Below are 26,716 nucleotides of genomic sequence, written 5' to 3'. Positions count from 1 at the left end.
GTAAGGGCCCTCTGGCGTTGCTGTGTGTCCAACTGCGTGACTAGCGTTCCGGATCCCGCTTGAGGATGCCTTCCATGACCACGGCACCGGTCTGGATGACGGGGCGAATCTGCTTCCGGTAGACCTCCTCGGTTACGGCCGTGCCGGAATGGCCGACGACGCGGGAGATCTCTTCCAGCGGAACACCGCGATCGGAGAGCAGGGACACGAAGCTGTGGCGGAACTCCCGAGGCGTCCAGTCCTCGGCGTTGATCCCGTCGGGATCCTTAAGCGCCTGGCGGAAGGCACGCCGAACGTTGGTGGCGTCGAGCGGCTTGCCGACAGCCGAGGAGAAGACGAGCCCGTGTTCCTCCCAGCTGTCATCAGCGGCGAGCCGCTCCCAGCCCTGGTCTTCGAACTGCTGCCAGAGGACCTCGACGCAACGCGCTGGAAGAGCGAGCGTTCGCCGGGACTTCCGCGCTTTCGTGTCCCCACCGCGCCGGACCGAGCGCCACACCGCGATGTGCGGAGGCTGCGGCGGATCGGCGTCCAGGCTTCCTTTCAGGAAGCAGCACCTCTTTGAGCCTGTTCCTCGCCTCCGTCTTGGTCTATCGCCCTCGCCCGCCGCCGCGTCGACGTCCTCTGGGCCCTGCTCCGCGACAACCGCCTCTTCACCCTGGCACCACCAACAGCGCCCGCTGCAGCGGCTGGACACCGGTCCCGCGGAAGTAACCTCACCCCGTGATCACAGCCGAGCAAGCACGCAGAATCGTCGAGATACATCTCGCCAGGATGCCCGCCGAAGACGACATCACCGCCGTCATCATCAGGATCACCGAGCACCGCTTCGGCTGGGAGTTCCACTATCAGAGCTCCACTTGGGCCAGGACCCGCCAGACCCGCGACCTGTGGGTGGGCACCGGCCCCATCGTTGTGGACCGACGCGACGGCAGCCTGCACCAACTCGGAGGCTCCCAGTTCGGCGACACCGTCGCCGCCTACCAGCGCCAATACGACACGGAGACTTCAACAGGCCGGCACCAGACCCCTTGACTCCTCCATTAGGACTCCACCGCCCTCGGCGACCTTTCCGCCCCAGCGCAGCTGGGCTAAACATCATCCTTCGGCGGGATACTGAGCGCTCAAGACCGATGAGACGGCACGGTGTTTCTCGCATACAGCCCACCAACTGTCGCCGCCCTTGTCCTCAACATGCACGCTCCATAGGGCGTCATTGGGGCACGGGGCGTTCCAGGCACACTTCCCTAGGCGAGACCTCGTGCCTGCTCGGTGTTTGTCCGGTTTCCAGCTGGTCGGTGGCTCAAGTAGCTCCATCCCACCAGTGAAGAGGACGCAGGCCGGATGCCGCAGTCGAATACGTGGCGCAGTTCGGCTGTGGTGCGTCACAGAAGTACAGCAACCGCGGCAACCGACAGCGACCGTCCCGAGCCGACAGCATCCCGTTGACCAGGTCGGCAGACCTCAGCGCCCCCTCCGCCCGTAGTTCGCATCGAGGGGACCACAACACCCCCGCTCGGGCCGTCTCTGGGCCGTGCGGGGAGCTTAACGACGACCAACGCCGACAGCCTTCGGCAGCTAAAGCGCAGGTCGCAGCGTTGGTCGAGGGGCGAGCGTGGGATGCTCCGAGGAGAGCGGAGGTCAGGTGCGGCAAAGAGCTTACATCCGTTACTGACACCAGACGCCAGCGGACGACGGCAGACAGTGACGCGCGAATACGACCACAGTCACTGGACGGTGACCTCGCTCACCAGCACCTTCGCGCCGTTATGAGAATGGGCCGATGTCACACCCTGTGAATCTGGGAAGCGGCCGAAGCGAAGGGTGCGGGCTGGTTTGTTGGCTCCAACCCTGGTACATCACTTTGTCATGACCATGAGGGCGATTGAACTGCACAGCATAAATCGTTGGGAGGCGTCCTTCCTGCGCGAGGAGGTGGACGGCTACTTCACCCACGGCATCGAGTGCACGCCGGGCGCGACGGTACTCGACGTGGGCGCCAACATCGGTGTGTTCTCGGCCGCCGTCTATGAGCGGCTGGACGGGGACGTGCGGATCTACGCCTTCGAGCCGATGCCGCCACTCCACGCGACACTCGAACGCAATGCTCGCGAGTTCTTCAACGGACGTCTGACCGCGCTCCCTTACGGCCTGGCGTCCCGTGAGGACGAGCTCGATTTCAGCTACATTCCGGCCGCCACGATCTTCTCGTCCTCCTCGCGGGATCAGGGGAACATCGAGGATGAGCGGCGCCGGGTCACCGCCAGCGTTGTCGAAATGATCCGCCAGGGCGGCCTGGGACCGGTCCTGCGCCGCGTACCCGCCCCCGTCCTCACTCTTCTCATCAGCCGCAAGCTGCGGGTGCTGCGGCGGCTTGAGACGCACCGGGTGAAGGTCAGGCCCCTGTCATCGGTGCTCGACGAGCAGGGCATCGACCACATCGACCTGCTCAAGGTCGATGTGGAAGGCGCCGAACTCGAGGTACTCAGAGGCATCGAGGAACGGCATTGGCCGCTGGTCCGCCAGGCTGTCGTCGAGGTGGAGGGCTGGCAGCAGAACCGCGACACGGTCTGCGAGGTCCTCCTCACACACGGTTTCAAAGTCAGCACCGAGCAGGACTCGGTGCAGCGGGCCGGCGACATCGGCATGGTGTTCGCGGTCAGGCCCTGACCACGCGCAGCACCCGGCACTCAAGGCGGTAAGGGATCGTGGAATCGATCCATTACCGGGCGACCCAGCAGTGCCGGCTCCCAGCATGATGTGCGTCCCCGACTGACGCATGTCCTGCTCCGCACCACGGATGACGCGATCAAGGTGACCATCTACGAGTTCCCCGACATCGCCGTCAGCCCTGACTGTCCGGACTCCGACGGCACCGATTTGGCAGGCGAGTTATCCACGTCCGGCGTTCGCTCACACTGTGCGGAATGCCTCCGGCACTGTGCTCAGGGGACATGGCGAGGCTGGCTATCGCGCCAAGTGGGCGATGCATCCGTACCCCTTCGCGGGTATGACGACGCGGAACACGGCTGGCCTGGGTGCTACCAGCCCGGGACCTAGATGAATCACATCCCACGCGGCGGTGTAGTGGCGCGCTCACGCTGAGCGTGTACGGCGTCCCGACCGGGCCGCTTGCGCAGGCGAGATGCGTGAAGTGATCGCTGCTACACCATGCGGTGGAACACCCGGTCTTGTCTCTCTGTCCGGTTCAACACCGCCCGTTGTCCTGGTCTTTGTCCAGTGCGCTGACGGACACCACCGTTCGCCGACGTACGCGCACTCCGTCCGACCTGCCGCGTGAACCCCCACGGCCCCCCGTATGGCCATGCGGACAGTTGGAAAGCGTGCGCATGCGGTCGACGTGCAGCACTGGTTGGTGCGCGGCCGGTGCTGACAGGTCTCACTCTTGGCCATCGACGAAGCCCGACCGTCGGTTGGGTCCCGGGTTCACCCCGGGCCGCCCCCAGACAGAACCGGGGATGCAGCTGCTCTACAGAGCTGGACACCTCGGAAGCCGACCGCGCGTCCAAGACCCTAGTCGTGGCCACTGACACCAAGCTGAGAGCGCTGCCGTCGCCCCCGTACTGCTTGGCCCTGCCAGAAGAGAGGCCTCCGCCACTGTCCTGGCAGGGCCTCTCTTCCTGTGGGTGCGCTGCTGCTAGTGCCACGTCCACGTCAGGCAAGGTTTGCCCTGTCCGCTACCAGCACCTCGGGGCGATGCCCCCCGTCGATATGTCCGCGCGTTCGGGGCACGGCCAGCGCGACCCCGGGCCGTCGTTCCGTCGCGAGGGAGCGGCCGACGTGCCAGGACGAATCACGTCAAGACGTAACTCGCGTGGGCCGGTATCGCTGGGCGACCGCCCCCGACCGGAACTCATGGCGGTCCATGGGCTCGAGCTGGATGCGCTCGCGCAGACCGGCGAGCAACGTCGGCCCGTGTCCGGCAAGGACCGGCTGCACAAGGAACTCGTACTCGTCGATCAGTCCCAGATCTGCCAACGCCAGGGGGAGCGTCACGCCACCCACCCACAGGCCCTCGCCTGACTCCTGCTTGAGCCGCTGAACCTCTTGCCCCAAGTCGCCTCGCACCAGTTCGGCATTCCAATCGACCCCGCTCAGCGTGCTCGACACGACGTACTTCTTCGCCCGGTCGATGGTCTCGGCGAACGGGATCCGCGACTCATCCATCCAGTCGGGCCACGTGTCCGTGGCCGGCTTCCGCCACGCCGATTCCATCATTTCGTAGGTCACCCGGCCGAATAGCAAGGCATCGGCTCGCTCCATCTCAGCGGTCCAGTAGCGCATCGACTCCTCGTCCGGGGGGAGCCCTGCCTCGTGATGGCAGCAGCCATCGAGCGTGACGTTGATCGAGTATCGAAGTGGTCTCATCTCGTTGCTCTCCCTTGATGCGCGCAGCGCGTTTTCACCGGACCGTACTTAGACGACTGTCGGCGCCATTTCTCATCGGCGCCCGATCCCACCTACTCAACACCGTCGTGATGTGAACCAGACCGCAGACCGATCGCGCGACCGATTCGGCGCTCGGGGCGTTCAAGTTCGCAACGGGACGGCGCCACTGCGTGACAACGCCGACGGACAGCGGCGGACAACCGCGCACGCCTACGGACCATCACAGCAGGTGAGAGGCACACCGGCCCACGGTCCAGCGCCTGCCCAAGTTGCTTCGGGGCGAAGAGGTCGTGGGTTCAAATCCCGCCACCCCGACAGTGAAACACCAGGTCAGGCCCGGTGCTGATCTCTCAGCACCGGGCCTGACCTGGTGTACGGCCCCGTGGCAGCCAGTGGGTGTCCGGCGCCGAGTGCGGAGCGCGCGGCGTGGGGTGTCGGTCGCGTGGGGGCATTCGGCTCGGAGGCGCGGGTGGCAGTCCGGTGATTCCGTCTAGCTCGGCCGCGCCCCGCTGACCATCGACGACCGGGCCGAGCCGCCGCTGCGTTTCGGTGACGGTGCCGACGCCGTCGAAGGCGTCGAGGACACGGCCAGGGAGCTTCTCGACCGGGCCCAGGCATCCCGTGAGCTGGGCGGTGGTCCGGGCTTCGACGACGGCATCCTCGCCTGACGCTCCCGTCTGACACCCGTGGATCCGGCCTTCGAGCGAATTGCGGAATTCCCTTTTCTGAAAGGGTACTTGGCGCCCCAGAAAAGGTCACCCAGGAGGGCGGCCCGGGAGCGCAACCTTCCTCGCCTGAGGATCGTCCTCTTCTGGGGGTCTCCGGCCCCGCGCCGCGAAGGTCTGTCTGAGTCTGCGGGCGAAGGGGGACACATGCTCCGGATTCACTTCACCACTCACGATCTGCAGAACATTCGCCTTGTCCGGGAGCCCGATCCGCTGTGGGAACTCGTCTGCAGTATGTGCCGTTTGCAGACAAGACAAGGGCCGCTTGAATTCGGCCACTGGCGTCAGTCGGTTCGCGACAGAATTCAGCAGGATACGTCTCTGAATCATGCCCTCCAGCCGCTCAAGGCATTGATCCCGAGCGTCGGTTACATCCCGGACTTCCTCACGCCGCCGGTCACCGGAGCCGATCTGTCCGCCGGACTCGAACTCGTACGGGCCACACCACACCGTCGGCTGGCGAGTGAGTTGACTCAGCTGGCCGAGGCCCGGCCCGTGCCGAGCTGGGCCGCGTCACTGGGCAGGCCGGGCAGTGGCAGTGGTGCCCTCACCTCGCTGACCCGGGCCCTCGCCGTGTACTTCGGGGCGCTGCTGGCGCCGCGCTGGTCCCACGTCCGCACGGTGGTCGGCAACGATGTCGGGATCCGGACCCAGGCACTGCTGGACGGCGGCACCCAGGCACTGCTGAACGGGCTGCGGCCACTGGCCCGTTGGAACAGTCCCGTCCTGGAAGTGGACTATCCCGTCGAGCGCGATCTCCACCTCGGGGGCCGTGGCCTGATTCTCGTCCCCTCGTACTTCTGCTGGGGCCGTCCGACCGCTCTCGCCGACCCGGACCTGCCTCCCGTACTCGTCTATCCCGTGGCCAAGAACCCCCTGGACCTGCCGTGCACGACGGAGGACGGACTCGTACGGCTGCTGGGCAGGTCACGGGCCGCGGTGCTGGCCGAGGTCGTACGACGCAGTGGTCGTACGACCTCGGAGGTCGCCGCGGCGGTGGGGCTCGCCCTGCCGAGCGTCAGCTATCAGATCGGCGTCCTGCGCGACGGGGGACTCGTGGCCAGCCACCGCGACGGCAAGTACGTCCTGCACACGGCAACTCCCCTGGGGCGCCAGCTGCTCGCGGCAGCTCCCTGGGGCGGAACCGGCGCCGTCAGCACTCCGGGAGGCCCGGGATCTTCCCGTCGTTGACGCCGCCGCTGATCCAGACGACGGGCAGCCAGACTCGCGAGTTGCCGCTGTCGTCGTCCGTCAGCGCCCACCAGTGGTTGTAGTACGGGCCGGACGAGAAGTTGTGGCCCCAGATCTGGCAGTAGAAGTAGTTGGTGCCCGCGCGCAGGATTCCGGCCGGTACGCCGTCACAGCTGTCCGTCACGTCGGTCGTGGTGCACCACCAGGTGGAAGCCGTCTTCCACACATTGCAGTTGTACTTTCCGCCCCCGATCGACGAGCAGCCCGCGGCCGGCGCGGCCTGCTGTGCCTGGGCGGTGCCCGCCAGACCGAACAGCGATGCCGCCGCCACCATGGAGATCGAGGTAAGGAACGTGCTGAGTCGGCGCAGAGTCATGAAGTGCTCCTTCGCTCGGATTCCGCCCAGTGTGACGACCACGGCTCCGAACGCGGTAACGCTTCGAAGAGGGTGGAAGTGTCGGTCACCGACGGAATCCAGCAGGCAATCCTGCAAAGGAATTCAGCAAAAGGAGCGGGGCGGGGATCCTGTCGGCCCCCCGCCCCATCCGTACGCGTCCTCACGCGTCCTCACGCGCCCTCACGCGTCCTCGTACTGGTACTCGCCCTGCCCTCGGCGTCAGATCGGGACCGCCACGCCCGTGAACGTCGTCTCCGGTGTCTGCGGGCTGGTGAAGCGGGCGTTGACGAGGTAGAGGCGGTTGCCGAAGCGGGCCGCGGTCGTGGGGACGTCGAAGCGGGGGTCCGTGATCGTGCCGGTCAGGGTGGCCGTCGTGGCCTTGGAGTCGAGGCGGAACACGCTGATGAGGTTCAGGCGGTTCTGGACCACGTACAGCGTGCGGCCTGTGCGGAAGAGGCCGTCGCCGTTGACGACGTCTGCCGCGCCGACCAGGGCGATCTTGGTGGCGTGGCCCGTCCTGAGGTTCACGTTGTAGAGCTCGCCCGGGGTGCTCTTGACGACGATCAGGGCGCGGCCGTCGGGCGTGCCCACGATGCCGTTCGCGTTGTTGACGTCGGGGAGCTGGACCCAGTCGCCGGTCAGGGGCAGGGTCCGTACGGTTCCGGCGCGGCCCCGCGGTACTCCGTAGAGCGCGGCGGCGCGTGAGTCGGTGAACCAGGCGCGGTCGCCGAGGAGCGTGACGTCGTTGATGAAGTGGCCGGTCGGTTCCGACAGTTGGTGTGTTGCGACCACTTCGCCCGTGCGGGAGTCATGGGTACGCGCCACACCTGTGTTGCCGGCCACGTACAGCAGGCCGTCGTGGTCGAGCTTCAGGCCGACGGCTATCAGGCCGGTGCCGCCCGCGAAGAGGATCCTGCCCTCGCCGGTGCGCAGGTCGGTGCGGTAGAGGGCACCGTTGGCACGCGAGCCCATGTACGCGTACGGCTTTCTGCCGATGGCTATGCCCTCGGGGAGAAAGCCGTTGGGGAGCGGGAACTCGGTCGGCCAGGTACCACCGCCTGCGGTGGTGGCCGCGGTCTTGGTGTCGGTGGCTGCGTTCGCCGTCCCTGCGCCCGTCGCCACCGCGAACGCGGTGAGGGCGGCGCCGCCCAGGAGGGCGCGTCGGGAAGGGTGGGGAAGCGAGTGCGGGTGACTGCGGGTCATGGTTGCGGGCCTCCGGGAAGAGTGGGGTGAGAGCCTTCAACTCGCCCATCCTGGCCCACACTTGGTCACCCCTCCCCCCGTACGCCGGCTTTCGACAGAGGATCGACAGGTTCCACGGTGGAGTCGGCGGCGTTGGCATGGGTGGCGTCGGCGGCGGCCTGCGCCCGGGTCAGCCGTTCCAGCTCTCGTCGTACGGGTCTCGCGGCGCCTTGACCGGTTTCACCTCGGTGACGTCGAGGAACGGGATGATGCCGTCGTTCACCGGGTCCTTGGTCTGCTTGGCGGTGTACGTGCCGGTGACCTCCAGCCAGCTGTCCGGCCGCAGGACGGGTGGGATCCGGCCGGTCAGACCGATCTTCACCGGCTGGGCGTCGGCGGCACAGCAACTGAGTGCCATGCGGACCAGGTACGGGGTGCCGTCGCGGTCCAGGGCCAGGAGGCCGGCGATCTTGATGTGGCGGTGGTCGAGGGAACGGCCGTGGTCGTACACCGCCCGGCCCGCGTAGTCGACGAGGTTGAGCCGGACCGTGTCACCTGCGGGGAGGTCCGCGAAGCCCCAGGGCTGCTTCTGCAGGGCCGTGCCTGTGCGCATCGCGCTGTAGGAGCCGAGGGCCGGCGGGGCCACGAGGATCAGGGCGAGGAGGGGGAGCACCAGGAGCCAGGAGATACGGGGTTCGCGGTGGACGTGGGCGTGGGGGTGGGCGTGGTCATGAGGGTCGGCGGGGGTGCCGACTTGAGCCTGAGCCTGGACCTGAGCTGGGACGTCGGTGCGGGGCAGGGCTTCAGCGGCTGTGCCTGCGCCCGTGTCCGTGTCTGCGGCCGTGTCCGTGTCTGCGGCCACGGCAGTATCCGTGGCTGTATCCACATCCGCGGCCGCCCCGTGGTGGCGCTCGGCCTCCGGCCCGCTCCCGGCCGGCGTTACCGCGGCCTGATGCCCGCTCCCGGCGGACGTACGCGCGGCCTGATGCCCGTTCCCAGTGGACGTGGCCTGGGGCCCGCTCCCAGCCGACGTACGCGCGGCCTGGCGCTCGTACCAGACCGTCGCGGCCGCCGTGGCGATCAGCACGATCCCCGCCGCCACCAGCAGCGGCTGCAACCCGGCCTTGACGTACCGCAGATAGAGGTCGGTGAGGGCGGCGTGCAGGATCGCGCCGCCGGTGAGGAAGAGGACGGCCGCCTGGGCCTGGCGGTTCACAGGAGCACCGCCCCGACCAGGGCCGAGACCAGGACGGCCAGGGCGAAGGTGGCGGGCGCGAAGCGCAGGGCGAACTCGCGCCCGAACGTGGCCGTCTGCATCGCGAAGAGCTTGAGGTCGATCATCGGGCCGACCACGAGGAAGGTCAGCCGGGCCGTGAGGGAGAACTGCGTCAGGGACGCCGCCACGAACGCGTCCGCCTCTGAGCAGATGGAGAGCAGGACCGCCAGCACCGCCAGGGCGAGGACCGACACCACCGGGTTGTCGGCCGCGAGGCTCAGCCACTCCTCCGGGACCACGGCCTTGAGCGTGGCCGCTGCCATCGCGCCCACGACCAGGTAGCCGCCCGCGTGCATCACGTCGTGCCGTACGGATCCCCAGAACGCCGCGCCCTTGCCGAGGCCGTCGGACGCCGGGCGGGTCGGTGGGCGCAACCAGTCGGCGCGGCCGAGCCGTTGCCACAGCCAGCCCATCGTGCAGGCCACCAGCAGACTCGCCACGAAACGAGCCAGGACCATCTGCGGCTTTCCGGGGAACGCGACGGCGGTCGCGGTCAGCACGATCGGGTTGATCGCCGGAGCGGACAGCAGGAACGCCAGCGCCGCCGCGGGCGTGACACCCCGGCGCACCAACGCCCCCGCCACCGGCACCGACGCGCACTCACAGCCCGGCAGCACCGCCCCGGCCATCCCCGCGACCGGTACCGCGAGAGCGGGCCTCCCGGGCAGCGCACGGGCGAAGAACGACGGCGGGACGAACACCGCGATGACCGCCGACAGCAGCACGCCGAGCACGAGGAAGGGCAGCGCCTGCACCATCACCGCCACGAACACGGTCATCCAGCTCTGCATCACCGGCGCGGACAACGCCCCGCGGATCGGGCCCTGGAGCACGATCCCCACGAGCAGCAGCATGATCAGAACGAGGGGCGAGTCGAACTGCCAGCCCTTCCGCTCGTCCGTCTCGCGGTCCTCAACCCCGGGCGGCGCTGTGTCGGTTGTGGTCACGGGAGAGGTACCTCCGGTAGGGAAGGGCTTCGCGGGTGGGTTGCCCTCCACCTTCAGTACGCCCGTTCCGGCACAGCTTCTCATCCTGATGTTCCGGCCGGGCGCGCACGTGTTCGACCAGGGCACGCCCGCCTTCCGGCCAAGGCGCGCCCGAGCCGTCACTTCCGGCGGCGCAGCGCCCCGATGATCCCGGGGAGGGCGCTGCCGAGTGCGACCACCGCCAGCGGGACGAAGACATCGACCCAGGGGTCGCGGATCGGGCGGTACGTGGCGAAGCCCTCCTGGATCTCGATGAAGCCGATGGGCTTCGCGCCCGCGCCGCCACCTCCGCCACCGCCCTCGCCGGTCTTCGCGGCACCGGCCTCGCGGCCCACGCCGACCCCGAAGCCGAGCCCGACCTTGGCGACGGGGATGACCGTGACGCCGTCCCTGGTGACGGGTTCGCCGTAGACGGCCGTCACCGAGGCACGCCCGCCCAGCTTCTCGGCCAGCCGCTCCAGCAGCGCGACAGCCGGGTTGCCCGTGGGGACATCCGCAGCTGAATCCGTGGGGACGCCCTCGGGCGACCGCGCCGGTGTGGTCTCCACCGGCTTCACCGGCTCCACGGACTCCACCGGCTTGACCGGCTCCACGGGCTCCACGGGCTCCACGGGCTCCACGGGCTCCACCGGCTGTACGGGCTCTTCGTCGGGCATCACTCGTCACCATCCTTCTGGCAGTGCTGTCGGTCGGTTCGGGCGGCCAGTGTCCCGCGGAACCCCTGCCTCAACTCCCTTGCGGCAGGCCCCTGTGCAACCGTCCGTGCCGGTGAGGCACTCTGTGCTGTTGTGGCGAGCCTTCCTAATCAGAGCGGGTCGGACGATCGCGGTGCGCACATGGTGGTGTGCGGGGACGATGCCCTCGCGCACCGGCTGGCGGCCGAGTTGCGTGGTGTCTACGGCGAACGGGTGACGCTGGTCGTACCGTCCGCCGAGGGCACCGTACGGCCGCCGGTCGTCGGACGGGCCCGTGCCTCGGCGCTGCTCGACCGGGTGTCGGCGGCGGTGACCCGTGCGACGTCCAACGGCGGTATCGGCGGCAGCGGCAACAGCAGTGGCGGTGGAACCGGCGGAAGCGGGGGCGCCGGTGAGGGCGCGGCCGGCCGGGCCACCGTCTCCTTGACCCGTGGAGCCACGTCTCCCCGGGGAACCGCCTCGGCGAATCGGTCCGCCACCTCCGAGGAGCCGCGCCCCGCCCGGGTGCTGGAAGCCGCCGTCCTGACCGAGGCCGTGCTCGCCGAAGCCGGTGTCGAGCATGCCGCCGCGCTGGCGCTCGTCCATGACGACGACGAGACGAACATCCGCGCCGCGCTGATGGCGCGCCGCCTCAACCCCCGTCTGCGCCTGGTCGTCCGGCTCTACAACCGCCGTCTCGGCCAGCACATCGAGGCCCTCCTCGACCAGGCCTCCGCCCTGGCCATGGCGGGTATGGCGGACGTCGGAGAGGGCGCCGGAGCGAATGCCGGAGGAGACGGCGGAGGAGACGGCGGAGGGGAGGGCGGTCCATCCAGGCCCGCACTCCTCGATGCCTCCACGACCGTGCTCTCCGACGCGGACACCGCCGCGCCCGCGCTGGCGGCGACCGCGGTCGCCGGGACCAGCAAGGTCGTACAGACCGACGGGCTGATGCTGCGGGCCGTGGAACGGCAGCCGCCAGGACCCGGGGAGGTCGCCGACCCGGGCCTGTGCACGCTGGCCCTGCTCTCGGCCACCACCAACGACCCGGCCGGCGCGGACGGTTCGGAGAGCAGCGGTGAGAACGCGCCGCGGCTCCTGCCCGACGAACGCTCGGTGGCCGCCGCCACCGGGCGCGGGACCATCGTCCTGGAGACGGTGTCGTACTCCGGTCCGCCGCTCCCCGCCGGACGCAGTGTCCTGCCCTTCGGCAGGCTGTTCTCCCGGCGGCTGCGCTGGTCGTTCGCGGGCCTGGTGGCCTGTGTGGTGGCGCTCGCGGTCGCGTCCATGGTGACGACGGGCGACCATCCTCTGCACGCCACCTATCTGACCCTCCTCGATCTCTTCGCCATCAACGAACCCGCGCTGAAAGAACCCCTCGGCCGCCAGATCCTCCAACTCCTCTCCGGTCTGGTCGGGTTGCTGCTGCTCCCCGTGCTCGTCGCCGCCGTGCTGGAGGGCCTCGGTACGTTCCGCAGCGGGACCGCGCTGCGGAAGCCGCCCCGCGGGCTCTCCGATCACGTCGTGCTCCTCGGGCTCGGCAAGATCGGCACACGTGTCCTCGCCCGTCTGCGCGAACTCCACATCCCCGTCGTGTGCGTCGAGGCCGACCCCGAGGCGCGCGGGCTCGCGCTGGCGCGCCGGCTGCGCGTGCCTGTCGTTCTCGGTGACGTCACCCAGGAAGGCGTCCTGGAAGCCGCCAAGATCCACCGCGCGCATGCGCTGCTCGCCCTGACCAGCGCGGACACCACCAACCTGGAAGCCTCCCTGTACGCCAGGTCGGTGCGGCCCGATCTCCGCGTGGTGCTGCGGCTGTACGACGACGACTTCGCCACCGCCGTGTACCGCACCCTGCGCGCCACCCACCCGCACGCGCTCACCCGAAGCCGCAGCGTCTCCCATCTGGCCGCGCCCGCCTTCGCCGGAGCGATGATGGGCCGCCAGATCCTGGGCGCGATCCCGGTCGAACGCCGGGTCCTGCTCTTCGCCGCCCTGGACGTCGCCGGGCATCCGCACCTGGAGGGCCGTACGGTCGCCGAGGCGTTCCGCGCGGGAGCGTGGCGGGTGCTCGCCCTGGACAGCGCCTCCCCCGAGGAACGCCGGCCGGACCTGGCCACCGCCCCCGCTCCCTCCCCCGGCTCGTCCGAGCGCCCGTCGGGCCTGGTCTGGGACCTGCCTCCCACCTATGTGCTCGGCTCCGAGGACCGTGTCGTCATCGCGGCCACCCGACGAGGCCTCGCCGAACTGCTGGGACGACGCCCCCGGGAACGTACGGGCACGTAGTCCCGGGCCGGTGGCCGACACCTGGTCCGGGTCTGTCCCCGCGGCGCGCCCCGCCCCACAATGGGCCGATGGAATTCGCCGTGTTCGCCTCCCTCCCCGGGCTGGTCATCCTGCTGACGGTCATCGCGTTCGTCGATCAGTTGATGTTGCGGGCCGGGCGGGCCGGGGTGCTGCCCTGGCGCAACGGGGCGCGGGCCGGTCAGGTGTCGGCCACCGGCTTCGAGCAGTTGCACGGCGCGCTGTCACCCGGCAAGCAGCACGAACTCAACGAGCGGCAGTCCGCCCTCGTGCTCCGGGACGACGAGGAGGACGGCGCGCCCCCGCACCGGACACGCGTCGACCTGGACGGCGGGACAGCGGTGGTGGTGATACGGACGCCGGACGGAACCCGAGCCCGCGCCCGGAACAGCGGAGACCGCTCGCCTCAGTAGCGCTCCACCAAGTGCTCCCGTCCCACCGGGGGTTCGTACGGCTCGGGCCAGAAGTCCGTGATCGTCAGCACGCGGCCCTCCGCGTCACCCGTGAAGAACGAGATCCCGTACATCTCGTCCAGGCCCACCGTGAAGTGGAGCCAGGTGACGACCTGGCCGGGCTCGGCGACTATGCGCTCGATCCGCAGATGCCAGTCGCCGGGATACTCGCGGTTGAACTCGACATACCTCTCCCGCCCGCTGACGCGCTCGCGCGTCTGGGGAAGGGTGTAGACGACGTCCTCCGCGAGGGTGCCCGCGAACGCCGTCCAGTTCCTCTCCTCGGCCGTGGCCCAGAAGGTCTCCACTGTCTTGCGCAGATCGTTCGACGAGGTCATGGCGCCATGGTGCACCCGGCCACTGACAATCGGCCCTGACCTGCACGGACCCGGACATTGCCCCTGCCGTGACGGGCTCGGTCCGCGGAGTTTTCCACAGGCTGAGGACCCCGGGAGCGCATTGTCGTCCAGTGCGGGCAGTATGGGGCCATGACTGAGAGCAACGGGTCCGTCCCGCACGAGGGAAGCATGCCGGACTGGGAGAAGCGCTTCCGGGCGCCGCGGGTGTCCTTGCCGGACTGGGCGGAGGACGCGCCGCACCGGTCCTTGTTCGTGTCGAACGCGACAGGGACGTACGAGTTGTACGCGTGGGACCGCGAAACGGGTGACCAGCGCCAGGTCACGGACCGGCCCAACGGGACGACGGACGGCGTCATGTCGCCGGACGGCAAGTGGATCTGGTGGTTCGACGACAAGGACGGCGACGAGTTCGGGATCTGGCGACGCCAGCCGTTCGCCGGGTCCGGCGGCAAGCGCGGCGAGGGCGGCGAGGACGGCTCGCCCGTTCCCGACGAGCCCGCGGCTCCCGGGCTCGACCCCTCCTATCCCGCTGGGCTCGCGCTCGGCCGGGACGGGCGGACGGCGATCGTCGGCCGGTCGACCGACGAGGACGGCTCGACGATCTATGTCAGCCGCACCGGCGAGAACCCCGTCGAGGTCTACCGGCACCGCGAGTCGGCGGGTGTCGGCGATCTCTCGCACGACGGATCGCTGATCGCGATCGAGCACACCGAGCACGGTGACGCGATGCACTCGGCGGTGCGGGTGCTGCGGATGGACGGCTCGGCGGTCGCGGAGCTCGACGACACCAAGGGCGGCACGGCCGAGCTCGGCCTGGAGGTGCTCGGCTTCGCCCCGGTCGACGGGGACACCCGGCTGCTCGTCGGGCATCAGCGGCGCGGCCGCTGGGAGCCGATGGTGTGGGACGCGGCGTCCGGTGAGGAGACGGACCTGGCGCTGGCCGCCCGCCTGGACGGCGACCTGAGCGCCGAGTGGTATCCGGACGGTTCCGCGCTGCTCGTGGTGAACAGCTTCGAGGCGCGCAGCGAGCTGTGGCGGTACGACCTGGCGACCCGCGGCCTGGAGCAGGTGCCGACGCCGAAGGGCACGGTGTCGGGAGCGACGGCCCGCCCGGACGGCAGCGTGGAGTACCTGTGGTCGTCGGCCGCCGAGCCGCCGGTGGTCCGCTCGACGTCCGGCGAGGTCGTCCTCGACCCGCCCGGTATGAAGGCCCCGGCGTCGGTGTCCGTCCAGGACGAGTGGGTGACCGGTCCCGGCGGCCGTATCCACGCCCTCGTTCAGCGGCCGGCCGGGGCGACGGGTCCGCTGCCGACCGTCTTCGACATCCACGGCGGCCCGACCTGGCACGACAGCGACTCGTTCGCGGCGGGCCCGGCGGCCTGGGTGGACCACGGGTACATGGTGGTCCGGGTCAACTACCGCGGCTCCACGGGCTACGGGCGAGAGTGGACGGACGCGCTCAAGCACCGCGTCGGCCTGATCGAGCTGGAGGACATCGCGGCCGTACGGGAGTGGGCGGTCTCGTCCGGTCTCGCCGACCCGGACCGGCTGATCCTCACCGGCGGCTCCTGGGGCGGCTATCTCACACTGCTCGGTGTCGGTATGCAGCCCGAGGCGTGGGCGCTCGGCATCGCCGCGGTACCGGTCGCGGACTACGTCACGGCGTACCACGACGAGATGGAGGCCCTGAAGGCGATGGACCGCACGCTGCTCGGCGGCACACCGGAGGAGGTCCCGGAGCGCTTCGAGGCGTCGTCCCCTCTGACGTACGTCGACGCGGTGAAGGCCCCGGTCTACATCTCCGCCGGGGTCAACGACCCGCGCTGCCCGATCCGTCAGGTCGAGAACTACGTGACCAGGCTCGCCGCGCGCGACGCCGTCCACGAGGTGTACCGCTATGACGCGGGGCACGGTTCGCTGGTCGTGGACGAGCGGATCAAGCAGGTCCGTCTGGAGCTGGACTTCGCGGAGCGCCACCTGGGCACGTGAGCGCATGAGCGCACCGGGTCCCCTTGCGGGGCGGCTCGGCCGAGAGGCACCCCCTCGGCCGAGCCCTCCGCGAGGGCCCCGTACCTTTGAGGTTGTGTACCGGTTCCTGCTGACGCCCCGCTGGTGGGGGATCAACGTCTTCGTGCTGTTGGCCATCCCCTTCTGCATCTTCATGGGGTCATGGCAGTTGAGCCGGTTCGAGGACCGCGTCCAGGACCACCGTGACGCGGGCGAGCAGGCCACCGCGGCCAAGACCGATCCGGCCAGGCCGCTCGCCGAGCTGCTGCCCGTGGACAAGAAGACGTCGGGCAAACAGACCACGGCGAAGGGCCGGTACGGGAAGCAGTTGCTCGTGCCGGACCGGGAGCTGGCCGACAAGCGCGGTTTCTACGTTCTGACGTTGCTGCGCACCGACGACGGCAGGGCACTGCCGGTGGTCCGGGGCTGGCTCCCCGGAGACGCGGACCCCGCGAAGGCTCCTGCCGCTCCGGCCGGTGAGGTCACCGTGACCGGCGCGCTGCAGGCGTCGGAGACACCCGGTTCGAACGGCGTGCCCGCGGCCGGTGGTCTCCCCTCCGGCCAGACCGGCGCGATCAGCTCGGCGGCGCTGGTGAACCTCGTGCCGTACGACGTGTACGACGCCTGGGTCACTCTCGCCAAGGCCGACGCGGGGATGAAGGCGGTGCCCGCGGCTGCTCCGGCGGACACGGGCCTGGACCTGAAGGCGTTCCAGAACCTGGGCTACACCGGCGAGTGGTTCGTCTTCGCGGGCTTCGTGGTCTTCATGTGGTTCCGGCTGATCCGGCGCGAGGTGGAGTTCGCGCAGGACGCGGAGCTGGGCCTTGTCGAGGGCGACGGCGAGGGCGCTCCCCCGGTCCAGGACGGGGACGGAGAGGGCAGTGACACCGTCGTCACCGCCGACAGCACGAAGGTGTCGGCCTCTCCGACGGCCTGACCCGAATCAACCGGCCCCGTCGATCGACCGGCCATCGCACAGCCCCAGCCCCCCCAACCGGACCTCAGGAAGTCCTTCTTGGGGATGCTGGGAACGGCGCAATCTTTTAGGGGCGCGGGGAACTGCGCGACCAGCCACAACGCACCCGCACCCGCACCCGCACCCGCACCCGCACCCGCACCCGGCGAACGACCCCAGGACCGCAAGGAATCTCCGGACCTCAGGGCCTCAGGGCCTCAGGACCCGGCCAGCACCCCGGTCCGGTAGACCGTCCCGGCGCAGGCGTTGGAGACGGTCGTGGAGACCGTCGGGCCGCCGCCCTCCGCCGAGTAGGAGACGACGACGCTTCCGTCGGCGGTCCCGTCCTCCTTCATGAGCTGCGAGCTCACGCCGCTGGTGCCCTCCGAGGTCGTACCGCCGCTGTCGCCGCCGGTGCTGCCGGTCGGCGTCGGGTCGGGCGAGGGCTCCCCGCCGGTGCTGCCACCGGTGGTCGGACAGGTGCTCGACGGCACCCAGGCGAACGCGACCTCGTACGCCGAGCCCGGCTGGAGCACCAGCGCGGCGGCGTACGTGGACTGGTCGGGCAGCCCGGCCGCCGCGTCACCCGTGGCGTGGAGGGCCGTGCCGATCGCGGACTGGCTCGCCGCGCCCACGGCGGACAGGGCGACCGAGCCGTCACCGGAGACCGTGCAGCTGGAGCCGGAGACGTTGGTGACCCGGAAGGAGCCGTAGACCGCGCCGCCGGCGTCGGGCGAGCCGGCGCTCCCGGAGGCGCTGCCGAGCTGCAGGGACGTACAGGCGGGCACGTTCGCGGCGGAGGCCGACGGCTCGGTGCCGGTGGTGCCGCTGCTGGACCCCTTGCCCTTGTCGGGCTCGTCCTTCTTGTCGTCCTTGTCCTTGCCGTTGTCCTTGCCCGAGGAGCCGCCGGAGCCGCCCCCCGTGCCGGCCTGCTTGCCCTCGTTCGCGCCGCCCTGGGTCTGTGAGGCGTTGGCCGCGATGGACGGGTCGGCGTTGGGGCCGGTGGAGTTCGAGACATGGATGAGGGCCGGGACGGCCGTGCCGATGAAGAGTGCGGCGGCCGCCATGCCGACGACGGCCTGGCGCTTGCGCGCCCGCCTGGCCGGTACCGCGCGCCGCAGATGGTCCAGTGTGCCGTCGGTCGGCTCGATCTCCTCGACGGCCTGGTGCAGGAGCCGCCGCAGGGCCAGTTCGTCGGACCCGAGCGCTCCCGGAGCGGGGATGTCGGGGCCGAATCCGCCCGCGTCTCCCGACTCCGTGTCCGCGGCCTCCGTGTCCGAGTGGGCCGAAGGGGCCGACCGGGTGGAAGGGGCCGACCGGTCCGGCTCGTCCGAAGGGCTCGACGAGCGCGGCGAAGCACCCGCCGGGCGGTCCGCCGAGCGGCCGTCCGTGTCCGAGACACCCGATTCTTCCGGGCCCGTGTTTCCCGAGGGGCCGTGATTCACAATTCCGTTCCCAGCGTGCTGGTCATGCTCGTTGTCGTCGCCGTTACCGCGACCGTACTCATCATGGCGTGCCCGCTCGTCTTCCGCGCTCATGCCGGCGCCTCCATGGCGACACGGAGCGCCGCGATACCGCGCGAACCGTACGCCTTCACCGACCCAAGCGAGATACCGAGTGTCTCCGCGACCTGCGCCTCGGTCATGTCCGCGAAGTACCGAAGGACGAGGACCTCGCGCTGGCGCCTCTGGAGCCCCTTCATCGCCTTGATCAGGGCGTCGCGCTCCAGCAGGTCGTACGCCCCCTCCTCCGCGCTCGCCATGTCGGGCATCGGCTTGGAGAGGAGCTTCAGACCGAGGATGCGCCGGCGCAGGGCCGAGCGCGAGAGGTTGACGACGGTCTGCCGCAGATAGGCGAGCGTCTTCTCCTTGTCACGCACGCGCTTGCGCGCCGAGTGCACCCGGATGAAGGCCTCCTGGACGACGTCCTCGCAGGAGGCGGTGTCGTCGAGGAGAAGCGCCGCGAGACCGAGGAGCGATCTGTAGTGGGCGCGATAGGTCTCGGTGAGATGGTCGACGGTCGTGCCGGCCGCCAGGGTTTCGTCGGCGCCCTCGCGCTGGTTCGGTATGCGGGTCGGCCGCGCTGCGGGCATGGGGGCGATCACCGGCATGCCGCCGCCGGACGCGCCGGACATGCGGGGTCGGCGGGGCGGGCGCAGGGTCGTGCCCCGCGCCGCCGCAGTGAATTCGAGTACCTCAGCCACGCCAGTTGGACACGCGTCCCCCCGTTGGGGTTGTACGCGGCAGGCATCACTTTTGCGTCAGGCTGCACGCCGGACTGTGCGTCAAGTGCCCTCATACGTAAAAGCTCATCCCCTATGCCCCATATGAACGTGGCGTCCGTACGCCCCTGAAGGGCGACCGCAAAGACGCTCCCCGCCCTCCGCGCGGTTGCGGAGAACGGGGAGGAAAATCTTCGAACGCCAGAAGCCTCGATCGTCAGAAGCCTCGATTCAAGTGGTCCGGACCATCATCCGACCATGAAAGTCACACAGATCCTACAAACGATTCAACTTTCGACCAGAAAATTTCCGGCCGGAAGCCGTTCGCAGCGCTGTGACATGGCACAGAGGCGCGCGCGACGACACAGGGGCAGCCGCGACACCGATTCACACTCAGCCCAGCTCGGCCGCCACCAGCTCCGCGATCTGGGCCGTGTTCAGCGCGGCCCCCTTGCGCAGATTGTCCCCGCACACGAAGAGCTCCAGCGCCGTCGGATCGTCGAGCGCCCGCCGCACCCGTCCCACCCAGGTGGGATCCGTGCCCACCACGTCGACCGGCGTCGGGAACTCGCCCGCCGCCGGATTGTCGAAGAGCACGACGCCGGGTGCTGTGGCGAGGATCTCCCTCGCCCGGTCCACCGTCACCTCGCCCTGGAAGCGGGCGTGGACGGTCAGCGAGTGCGTGGTGACGACCGGCACACGTACGCACGTGACGGCGACGGGCAGGTTCGGCAGTCCGAGGATCTTGCGGGACTCGTCCCGCACCTTCATCTCCTCCGAGGACCAGCCGTCCTCCCGCACGGTCCCGGCCCACGGCACCACGTTGAGCGCCACCGGCTCCGGGAAGGGGCCCGTGTTGTCCCCCACCGCCCTGCGTACGTCACCGGGGGTCGTCCCCAGTTCCGTACCGGCGACGAGCGACAGCTGCTGGCGCAGGGTGTCGACACCGCGGCGCCCGGCCCCGCTCACCGCCTGGTACGAGGAGACCACCAGCTCGCGCAGACCGAACTCGGCGTGCAGCGCGCCCAGGGCCACGATCATGGACAGGGTGGTGCAGTTGGGGTTCGCGATGATGCCGCGCGGCCGCACACGGGCGGCGTGCGGATTGACCTCCGGCACCACCAGCGGCACCTCGGGGTCCATCCGGAAGGCGCCGGAGTTGTCGACGACGATCGCACCCTTGGACGCGGCCAGCGGCGCCCAGCGCTCGGCGACCTCGTCGGGTACGTCGAACATGGCGACGTCGACCCCGTCGAAGGCCTCCTCCGTCAGGGCCACCACCTCGACCTGCTCGCCGCGCACGGCCAGCTTGCGGCCGGCCGAGCGCGGGGAGGCGATGAGGCGGATCTCGCCCCAGATGTCCGCGTGCTGGGACAGGATCTGGAGCATGACAGTGCCGACGGCCCCGGTCGCTCCCACGACCGCGAGCGTCGGCCCTACGGACCCGGGTCGCACGGTCCCGGGTCCCACAGTCCTGGCCATCAGCGGCCGGTGCCTCCGTAGACGACTGCCTCGTCGCTGTCGGAGTCGAGCCCGAAGGCGCTGTGCACGGCGCGCACGGCCTCGTTGACGTCGTCCTGGCGGGTCACCACCGAGATGCGGATCTCGGAGGTCGAGATCAGCTCGATGTTGACGCCCGCGTCGGACAGCGCCTGGAAGAACGAGGCGGTGACGCCCGGATTGGTCTTCATCCCCGCGCCGACCAGCGAGATCTTGCCGATCTGGTCGTCGTAGCGCAGCGAGTCGAAGCCGATCGCGCCCTTCGCCTTCTCCAGGGCGTCGATGGCCTTGTGGCCCTCGGTCTTGGGGAGGGTGAAGGAGATGTCGGTGAGGCCCGTGGAGGCCGCCGACACGTTCTGCACGATCATGTCGATGTTGATCTGGGCGTCCGCGATGGCGCGGAAGATCACCGCGGCCTCGCCCGGCTTGTCCGGGACGCCGACGACCGTGATCTTGGCTTCGGAGATGTCGTGCGCGACTCCGGAGATGATGGCGTGCTCCACCTGCGCGTCCCCTTGCGGATTCTCGTTGCTGACCCAGGTGCCCGGCAGTCCCGAGAAGGACGAGCGGACGTGGATCGGGATGTTGTAACGGCGTGCGTACTCGACGCAGCGGTGCAGCAGCACCTTGGAGCCGGAGGCCGCGAGCTCCAGCATGTCCTCGGAGGAGATCCAGTCGATCTTCCGGGCCTTCTTCACCACGCGCGGGTCGGCGGTGAACACACCGTCGACGTCCGTGTAGATCTCGCAGACCTCGGCGTCGAGGGCGGCGGCAAGGGCGACGGCGGTCGTGTCGGACCCGCCTCGCCCCAGCGTGGTGATGTCCTTCTTGTCCTGGCTCACGCCCTGGAACCCGGCGACAATGGCGATGTTGCCCTCGTCCAGCGCGGTCCTGATGCGGCCGGGCGTGACATCGATGATGCGCGCTTTATTGTGGACGGAGTCGGTGATCACGCCTGCCTGGCTGCCGGTGAAGCTCTGGGCCTCGTGGCCCAGGTTTTTGATCGCCATCGCCAGCAGGGCCATGGAGATCCGCTCTCCTGCGGTCAGCAGCATGTCGAACTCACGCCCGGCAGGAATCGGGGATACCTGCTCGGCGAGATCGATCAGCTCATCCGTCGTGTCACCCATCGCCGACACCACGACAACGACCTGATGGCCGTTCTTCTTGGCGTCGACGATCCGCTTGGCGACACGCTTGATGCCCTCGGCATCGGCTACGGAGGAGCCTCCGTACTTCTGCACGACAAGGCCCACGTGCGCTCCTCGCTCAATCCGTCTCGTACCGCACGACTGCGGTCGGCTCAGTCTAACGAGCGGCCGAATTCCACCCCGGCGATATCGCATCGTGAGATGTCCCGCTCACGAGTTGATCACCCGGGCCCGTCCGGCTTTCGGTCGTCCGATCGGTCGGCTCCCGTCGGCCGGCCCTCCGGCCGCTCCAGGACCGCATCTGCCCTGCCCGGGCGCACCTCACTCGGAAAGTGCGCCGCGTCACACTCACGAGCCGTCGCGTTAAATTTCAAGCATTAGGGTTCCGCTTGTGCGCGTACTCCTGGTGGAAGACGACGAGCCGGTAGCCCAGTCGCTCCGGCGCGGGCTGCTGCGTTACGGCTTCGAGGTGGCGTGGGTCGCCACGGGCGGTGACGCCCTGGCCCACGAGGACCCGTACGACGTCGTACTGCTCGATCTCGGTCTGCCCGACACCGACGGTCTGGACGTCTGCAAGGCACTGCGCGGGCGCGGTGACGTGCCGATCATCGTGATCAGCGCGCGCAGCGACGAGACGGACCGGGTGGTCGGGCTGGAGCTGGGCGCCGACGACTACGTCACCAAGCCCTTCGGGGTGCGCGAGGTCATCGCGCGGATAAGGGCGGTGATGCGGCGCGCCCAGCCGCGTACGGCCGCGGCGGCGGGCCCCGACCGGTACGGGTCCAGGCTGACCGTCGACCGCAAGGCGGCCCGTGTCCGGCTGGACGGCGAGGAGGTCGCCCTCGCGCCCAAGGAGTACGACCTGCTGGCCTTCCTCACCGAGGAGCCGGGCGCGCTGATGTCGCGCGAACAGATCATGGAAGCGGTCTGGGACGCGAACTGGTTCGGGCCGACCAAGACGCTGGACGTCCATGTGGCGGCGCTGCGGCGGAAGTTGGCGGGCGCGATCACGATCGAGGCGGTCCGCGGGGTCGGCTTCCGCCTGGAGATCGACAAGGACGGCGACCGGGGCGACGGCGGCTCCTTGGGCAGCGGCGACAAGGGTGACGCCGCCTCATGATCCGGCAGCTGATCGTCAGTTACGTACTTCTGGTGGCGGTCGCGCTGGCCGCCTTCACCGTGCCGGTGGCCTTCACGCTGACCGCGCAGCTGCGCGGGGACACCGAGGAGTCGGTGGAACGCGAGGCCACCACCATGGCGCTGCTGCTGGGCGAGGGGGACGCGTCCTCACAGCAGGCGCTCGCGCGGATGGCCGGGGCCTATTCCAAGGACACCCCCGGCACGGTCCAGGTGATCGACTCCAGCGGTACGGCGGTGGCCTCGCTCCCCCTCCCCGCGGACGACAAGGCGATCACGCGAGCCCTGAAGGACCACGAGCCGACGGTCGACTGGGGATCGTCCTGGGTCTGGGGCCGGCACCTCGTGGTGACCGTGCCCGCCGAGTCCGCGGACGACAAGGACCGGATCGTGGGCGCGGTACGCATCAAGTACGCGACCTCCGACCTCAGCGGCCGGCTGTGGAGCATCTGGGGCTTCCGGGCCATACTCGCGGTCAGCGTGCTGGCCGTGGCCGCCTTCATCGGCGCCTTCGTGGCCCGCCGCCTCACCCGCCCGCTCCGCCAGCTCAACGACATGGCGACCCGGTTCAGCGACGGCGATCTGACGGCACGCTCGCCGGTGGAGGGCCCGCACGAGACCCAGCAGCTGGCCCGCACGCTCAACTCGGCCGGCGAACGCCTCGACAGCCTGGTCGCCGCCCAGCGGATCTTCGTCGCCGACGCCTCCCACCAACTGCGTACGCCGCTGACGGCACTGCGCCTCTCCCTGGACAACATCGCGGACGGGACCGACGACGAGTTCGTACGGGAGGACGTGGAGCAGGCGACCTCCGAGGTGGTCCGGATGAGCCGTCTGGTGAACGGGCTGCTGGTGCTCGCGCGCGCGGAGGCGAAGGTGTCCGCGGCCGAACCGCTGTCGCTGCACGACGTGATCGAGGAGCGCTTCTCGGTGTGGAGACCGGCCGCCGACGAGCGCGGAGTCACCATCGCTCTGGGGGGAGTTGCCGGCGGCCGGCCGCTTGTGCTGGCCAGTCCCGGTCATCTGGACCAGGTTCTGGACAACGTTCTGTCGAATGCTCTGGAGGTCTCGCCGGACGGCGGGACGATCACCGTGGAGGTGTCGTCCCGTCCCGACGAGGTGGTGCTGTCGGTGCTGGACCAGGGGCCCGGCATGTCCGACGCGGAGAAGTCCCGCGCCTTCGACCGCTTCTGGCGCGGCCAGGGCCTGACGGGCCGGGCCGGCTCGGGGCTCGGCCTGGCCATCGTCAAGCAGCTGGTCACGGACGACGGCGGTGCGGTGGCGCTGCGGGACGCCCCTGGTGGAGGGCTGTGCGTCCGGTTCAGCTTGCGGCGGGCAGCACCGAGGAGTGGTGGTTGACGATCAGCCACTTGCCACCGCGCTTCTCGTACTCGTACGTGTAGCGGGCCTCGACGTCCTTCTTCTCACCGGTCTTCGGGTCGGTCAGGTTGAAGACGTACAGCCCCGCGTCGATCGCCGAGTTGCTGTCCAGGACGTTGATCACGGACTTGATCTTCGTGCCCTTGGGCTTGTTCAGCAGGAAGTGGTCGAAGTAGTCGACGATCTCGGCGTGGTTCGTACGGATCTTGGGCGAGGCGGTGGGCAGGAGTACGGCGTCCTTGGCGTATCTGTCGGCGACCTTCTTCGAGTCCCCGGTCTGCAGGGCCTTGTTCCAGCCGTCGAACAGCGCGGCGATCTGCTTCTTGGTCGGCTTCGCGGCCGCCTGGCTCGCCTCCGGCTTCGACTTGTGCTCCGGCGCCGCCTGGCTGACACCGACGGTGACGGCTCCGGCGGCCACGAGGGCGACGGTGACGATCGCTGCGCGGGTCCGTATGTGACGCTTCATCACAACTCCTGTGTGGTGGGGTGGACTTGCTCCCCTGGGGGAGTGATCCAACCTTCGCTTCACACCGGTTAGGCCCCGTGCAGCGCAGGTGCAGCACACGGCCAAGGTTCATACAATTCGGGAAAACCAGCAGGTGGGAGCGGGACTGCGTCGACTCCTGGCTGGGTGGCGGGCATGTTCCGGTCGTCCCGGGGAGGGCTGTCCATGACAGGTGGCTGGGAGGCCGGCTTGCTGCTGAGCGGCATCGTGCTGCTCGGTTCCTGTGTGCAGTGGCTCACCGGCATGGGCTTCGCGCTCGTCGCCGTGCCCGCGCTGGTACTGCTGCTCGGTCCGGCGCAGGGTGTCGTCCTCGCCAACTGCGTCTCGGGCGCCATCTGCGTGGTCGGCCTCGCGGGCGGCCTGCGCGAGGTCCGGCTGCGCGCGATGGTGCCGCTGTGCGTCGCGGCGGCCTGCACGGTCCCCCTGGGCACCTGGCTGGCCCGCCGGCTCCCCGAGCCCGTCCTGCTGGCCTTCATGGGCGCCCTGGTGACGGTCGCCGTCCTCCTCGTGATGCGGGGCGCACGGGTACCGGCCCTGCGCGGCAGCGGCGGCGCGGTGGCCGCCGGCGCGGTCGGCGGCTTCATGAACTCGGCTGCGGGCGTCGGCGGCCCACCGATATCCCTGTACGCCCTCAACGCGGGCTGGACAGTACGGGAGTTCGTCCCCAACGCGCTGTTCTACGGGGTGGTGGTGAACGCGTTCTCGGTCGCCGCCAATGGGGTGCCGCAACTCGGCCCGCCGGAGTGGGGGTTGGTGGTGGCGGGGATGGTGCTGGGCGGGTCGATCGGCAGGTGGCTCGCGGGACGGGTGCCGGAGAAACAGGCCCGCCTGCTGGTGCTGCTGCTGGCGTTGGTGGGCGGGGTCACGACTTTGGGGAAGGGGCTGTGGGGGTTGTAGAGCGGATGAAGGCGGACCAGGCGGAGGCCCGTACCTTCAACTCGGGGCTTTCGGTGGCCAGTTTGGTGTCACGTATGTGGGTTGTGGTGGGGGTGAGGGCGACTGACACGCAGTTGTCGCCCTCGGCGTCGCTGTGGCTGGACTTGAACCACGTCAGTTGCTCGCTCATGGGGCGTCCACCATCCGCTCGATGAAACCGGCCGACTCGGCAGGGCCGAGAGCCACGGTGCGGATCATGCTAAGCCGCTCGATGTGAGCGCTGACCACGCCTGGGTCGGACGTGAACTGGCTCACCGACTGGCCTGTCGAGTAAGCGAAGCGCTCGTGGTCGTGCGTCTCCAGCATCACCATGGGGCCGCCGAGCGCGGCGGGGATGGCCAGGCCGAACGGGAGCACCTGGATCGTGACGTTGTTGCGCTTCCCCAGTTCCAGGAGGTGGAGCAACTGTTCCCGGTCCACCTGACAGCCGCGTAGCACCGCCTCGTGCAGCACATAACTGCAGGCCACCGGTGGCTTGCGGGTGAGAAGTTCCTGGCGCTCCATCCTCGCCGCGACTCGCTCCTCGACCGTCTCCTCGTCGAGGGGCGGGCTGAAGTTGCCGATCAGCCCCGTCGCATAGGCCTTCGTCTGCAACAGGCCGGGGACCAGCAGTGTTTCGTACGACCAGAGGCTGACCGCTTCCCGCTCGTACAGCATGAAGTCCTGCGCCCGAGCCGGAAACGGCTCCCTCTTCACATAGTCCTTGGCCGCGCTCAGCAACCCCTCCGCATGACACAACTCGTCCGCCGCGTCCAGGACGCGCGGCGTCGGCATGCGTACGCCCTGCTCCATGGACTTGATGGTGTCCGGGGAGTAGTTGGCGGCGGCGGCCAGCTCCTCGCGGGTCACGTTCGCCTTGGTGCGCCAGCGTTTCAGCTGGTTGCCGCTGTATCGCCAGTTGAGCGGCGACGGCGTAGAGGCGTTGTACTGGACTGACACTGCGGCCACCTCCGACTGATACACCCCGGCGTGTA

General features: G+C 69.5%; 23 protein-coding genes and 2 pseudogenes. 10 read left to right on the top strand and 15 right to left on the bottom strand.

Annotation, left to right across the window (positions count from 1 at the left end; all coding sequences use genetic code 11):
* Nucleotides 1–40: 40 nt before the first annotated feature.
* Nucleotides 41–547 (bottom strand): annotated as a pseudogene (locus tag OG718_RS30290) (tyrosine-type recombinase/integrase); the annotation flags it as partial.
* A 173-nt stretch (nt 548–720) separates the two neighbouring features.
* Here OG718_RS30290 and OG718_RS30285 point away from each other — a divergent pair.
* Entirely contained in the window at nt 721–1,032 is a 312-nt protein-coding gene (locus OG718_RS30285; protein WP_306939190.1) for a YrhB domain-containing protein, read from the top strand.
* A gap of 789 nt (nt 1,033–1,821) precedes the next feature.
* Nucleotides 1,822–2,667 (top strand): FkbM family methyltransferase, encoded by an 846-nt coding sequence (locus OG718_RS30280; protein ID WP_328845686.1) that lies wholly within the window; start codon nt 1,822–1,824, stop codon nt 2,665–2,667.
* Nucleotides 2,668–3,816: 1,149 nt separating this feature from the next.
* On the opposite strand, the gene OG718_RS30275 is transcribed toward OG718_RS30280, so the two are convergent.
* Nucleotides 3,817–4,386, bottom strand: coding sequence for a dihydrofolate reductase family protein (locus OG718_RS30275; RefSeq protein WP_143640265.1), 570 nt, complete (start codon nt 4,384–4,386; stop codon nt 3,817–3,819).
* A 1,097-nt stretch (nt 4,387–5,483) separates the two neighbouring features.
* Between OG718_RS30275 and OG718_RS30270 the strand changes: the two genes are divergently transcribed.
* Nucleotides 5,484–6,323: an ArsR/SmtB family transcription factor gene (locus tag OG718_RS30270; RefSeq protein WP_260695392.1), complete on the top strand. Its 840-nt coding sequence runs from the start codon at nt 5,484–5,486 to the stop codon at nt 6,321–6,323.
* On the opposite strand, the gene OG718_RS30265 is transcribed toward OG718_RS30270, so the two are convergent.
* The 5 genes and pseudogenes from OG718_RS30265 to OG718_RS30240 all read right to left on the bottom strand — a co-directional run bounded on the left by OG718_RS30265 (nt 6,286) and on the right by OG718_RS30240 (nt 10,820).
* A complete protein-coding gene (locus OG718_RS30265) occupies nt 6,286–6,699 on the bottom strand; it encodes a hypothetical protein (RefSeq protein ID WP_143640261.1) in 414 nt (137 codons plus the stop codon). The genes OG718_RS30270 and OG718_RS30265 overlap by 38 nt on opposite strands.
* Nucleotides 6,700–6,939: 240 nt before the next feature.
* Nucleotides 6,940–7,923, bottom strand: a complete 984-nt coding sequence (locus OG718_RS30260) for an SMP-30/gluconolactonase/LRE family protein (RefSeq protein WP_306939185.1) — start codon at nt 7,921–7,923, stop codon at nt 6,940–6,942.
* A 169-nt stretch (nt 7,924–8,092) separates the two neighbouring features.
* Nucleotides 8,093–8,629 (bottom strand): annotated as a pseudogene (locus OG718_RS30255) (TIGR03943 family putative permease subunit); the annotation flags it as partial.
* Nucleotides 8,630–9,114: 485 nt separating this feature from the next.
* Complete coding sequence (locus tag OG718_RS30245; RefSeq protein WP_373466223.1) at nt 9,115–10,125, bottom strand: permease; 1,011 nt, start codon at nt 10,123–10,125, stop codon at nt 9,115–9,117.
* A 158-nt stretch (nt 10,126–10,283) separates the two neighbouring features.
* Nucleotides 10,284–10,820: a spore germination protein GerW family protein gene (locus OG718_RS30240; RefSeq protein WP_328845684.1), complete on the bottom strand. Its 537-nt coding sequence runs from the start codon at nt 10,818–10,820 to the stop codon at nt 10,284–10,286.
* Nucleotides 10,821–11,000: 180 nt separating this feature from the next.
* Here OG718_RS30240 and OG718_RS30235 point away from each other — a divergent pair, with 180 nt between their 5' ends.
* A complete protein-coding gene (locus tag OG718_RS30235) occupies nt 11,001–13,121 on the top strand; it encodes a potassium channel family protein (RefSeq protein ID WP_328845683.1) in 2,121 nt (706 codons plus the stop codon).
* A gap of 68 nt (nt 13,122–13,189) precedes the next feature.
* Nucleotides 13,190–13,552 (top strand): DUF6191 domain-containing protein, encoded by a 363-nt coding sequence (locus OG718_RS30230; RefSeq protein WP_328845682.1) that lies wholly within the window; start codon nt 13,190–13,192, stop codon nt 13,550–13,552.
* Here the strand turns inward: OG718_RS30230 and OG718_RS30225 are convergent.
* A complete protein-coding gene (locus OG718_RS30225; protein ID WP_143640248.1) occupies nt 13,546–13,929 on the bottom strand; it encodes a nuclear transport factor 2 family protein in 384 nt (127 codons plus the stop codon). The genes OG718_RS30230 and OG718_RS30225 overlap by 7 nt on opposite strands.
* Nucleotides 13,930–14,079: 150 nt before the next feature.
* Between OG718_RS30225 and OG718_RS30220 the strand changes: the two genes are divergently transcribed.
* Together OG718_RS30220 and OG718_RS30215 are read left to right on the top strand one after the other, a co-directional pair.
* Nucleotides 14,080–15,939: a S9 family peptidase gene (locus tag OG718_RS30220; protein ID WP_328845681.1), complete on the top strand. Its 1,860-nt coding sequence runs from the start codon at nt 14,080–14,082 to the stop codon at nt 15,937–15,939.
* 94 nt (nt 15,940–16,033) lie between these two features.
* Nucleotides 16,034–16,894 (top strand): SURF1 family protein, encoded by an 861-nt coding sequence (locus OG718_RS30215; protein WP_328845680.1) that lies wholly within the window; start codon nt 16,034–16,036, stop codon nt 16,892–16,894.
* A gap of 236 nt (nt 16,895–17,130) precedes the next feature.
* Here OG718_RS30215 and OG718_RS30210 read toward each other — a convergent pair whose 3' ends face one another.
* The 4 genes from OG718_RS30210 to OG718_RS30195 form a co-directional block, all read right to left on the bottom strand.
* A complete protein-coding gene (locus tag OG718_RS30210; protein WP_143640242.1) occupies nt 17,131–18,450 on the bottom strand; it encodes a hypothetical protein in 1,320 nt (439 codons plus the stop codon).
* Nucleotides 18,447–19,115 carry a SigE family RNA polymerase sigma factor gene (locus OG718_RS30205; RefSeq protein ID WP_143640240.1) on the bottom strand — a complete coding sequence of 223 codons (669 nt, stop codon included), beginning with the start codon at nt 19,113–19,115 and terminating at the stop codon, nt 18,447–18,449. The genes OG718_RS30210 and OG718_RS30205 overlap by 4 nt, the downstream gene beginning before the upstream one ends.
* A gap of 411 nt (nt 19,116–19,526) precedes the next feature.
* Entirely contained in the window at nt 19,527–20,615 is a 1,089-nt protein-coding gene (locus OG718_RS30200; RefSeq protein WP_143640238.1) for an aspartate-semialdehyde dehydrogenase, read from the bottom strand.
* The gene (locus tag OG718_RS30195; protein WP_143640237.1) at nt 20,615–21,889 is read right to left on the bottom strand and encodes an aspartate kinase; all 1,275 of its coding nucleotides are present in this window, start codon (nt 21,887–21,889) and stop codon (nt 20,615–20,617) included. The genes OG718_RS30200 and OG718_RS30195 overlap by 1 nt, the downstream gene beginning before the upstream one ends.
* A 286-nt stretch (nt 21,890–22,175) precedes the next feature.
* On the opposite strand from OG718_RS30195, the gene OG718_RS30190 reads away from it, so the two are divergent.
* Together OG718_RS30190 and OG718_RS30185 are read left to right on the top strand one after the other, a co-directional pair.
* Nucleotides 22,176–22,904: a response regulator transcription factor gene (locus OG718_RS30190; protein ID WP_143640235.1), complete on the top strand. Its 729-nt coding sequence runs from the start codon at nt 22,176–22,178 to the stop codon at nt 22,902–22,904.
* Nucleotides 22,901–24,280, top strand: coding sequence for a sensor histidine kinase (locus tag OG718_RS30185; protein ID WP_143640233.1), 1,380 nt, complete (start codon nt 22,901–22,903; stop codon nt 24,278–24,280). Before OG718_RS30190 ends, OG718_RS30185 begins: the two co-directional genes overlap by 4 nt.
* Here OG718_RS30185 and OG718_RS30180 read toward each other — a convergent pair.
* The gene (locus tag OG718_RS30180; protein WP_143640231.1) at nt 24,243–24,767 is read right to left on the bottom strand and encodes an SgcJ/EcaC family oxidoreductase; all 525 of its coding nucleotides are present in this window, start codon (nt 24,765–24,767) and stop codon (nt 24,243–24,245) included. The genes OG718_RS30185 and OG718_RS30180 overlap by 38 nt on opposite strands.
* A gap of 204 nt (nt 24,768–24,971) precedes the next feature.
* Here OG718_RS30180 and OG718_RS30175 point away from each other — a divergent pair, with 204 nt between their 5' ends.
* Complete coding sequence (locus OG718_RS30175; protein ID WP_143640229.1) at nt 24,972–25,703, top strand: sulfite exporter TauE/SafE family protein; 732 nt, start codon at nt 24,972–24,974, stop codon at nt 25,701–25,703.
* Here OG718_RS30175 and OG718_RS30170 read toward each other — a convergent pair.
* Both OG718_RS30170 and OG718_RS30165 read right to left on the bottom strand, forming a co-directional pair.
* Nucleotides 25,669–25,872 (bottom strand): DUF397 domain-containing protein, encoded by a 204-nt coding sequence (locus tag OG718_RS30170; RefSeq protein WP_328845679.1) that lies wholly within the window; start codon nt 25,870–25,872, stop codon nt 25,669–25,671. The genes OG718_RS30175 and OG718_RS30170 overlap by 35 nt on opposite strands.
* Nucleotides 25,869–26,681 (bottom strand): helix-turn-helix domain-containing protein, encoded by an 813-nt coding sequence (locus OG718_RS30165; RefSeq protein WP_328845678.1) that lies wholly within the window; start codon nt 26,679–26,681, stop codon nt 25,869–25,871. The genes OG718_RS30170 and OG718_RS30165 overlap by 4 nt, the downstream gene beginning before the upstream one ends.
* Between the last annotated feature and the right edge of the window lie 35 nt (nt 26,682–26,716).

Source organism: Streptomyces sp. NBC_00258, assembly GCF_036182465.1.
Classification (GTDB): domain Bacteria; phylum Actinomycetota; class Actinomycetes; order Streptomycetales; family Streptomycetaceae; genus Streptomyces.
This window is presented reverse-complemented; position numbering and strand designations above follow the sequence as displayed.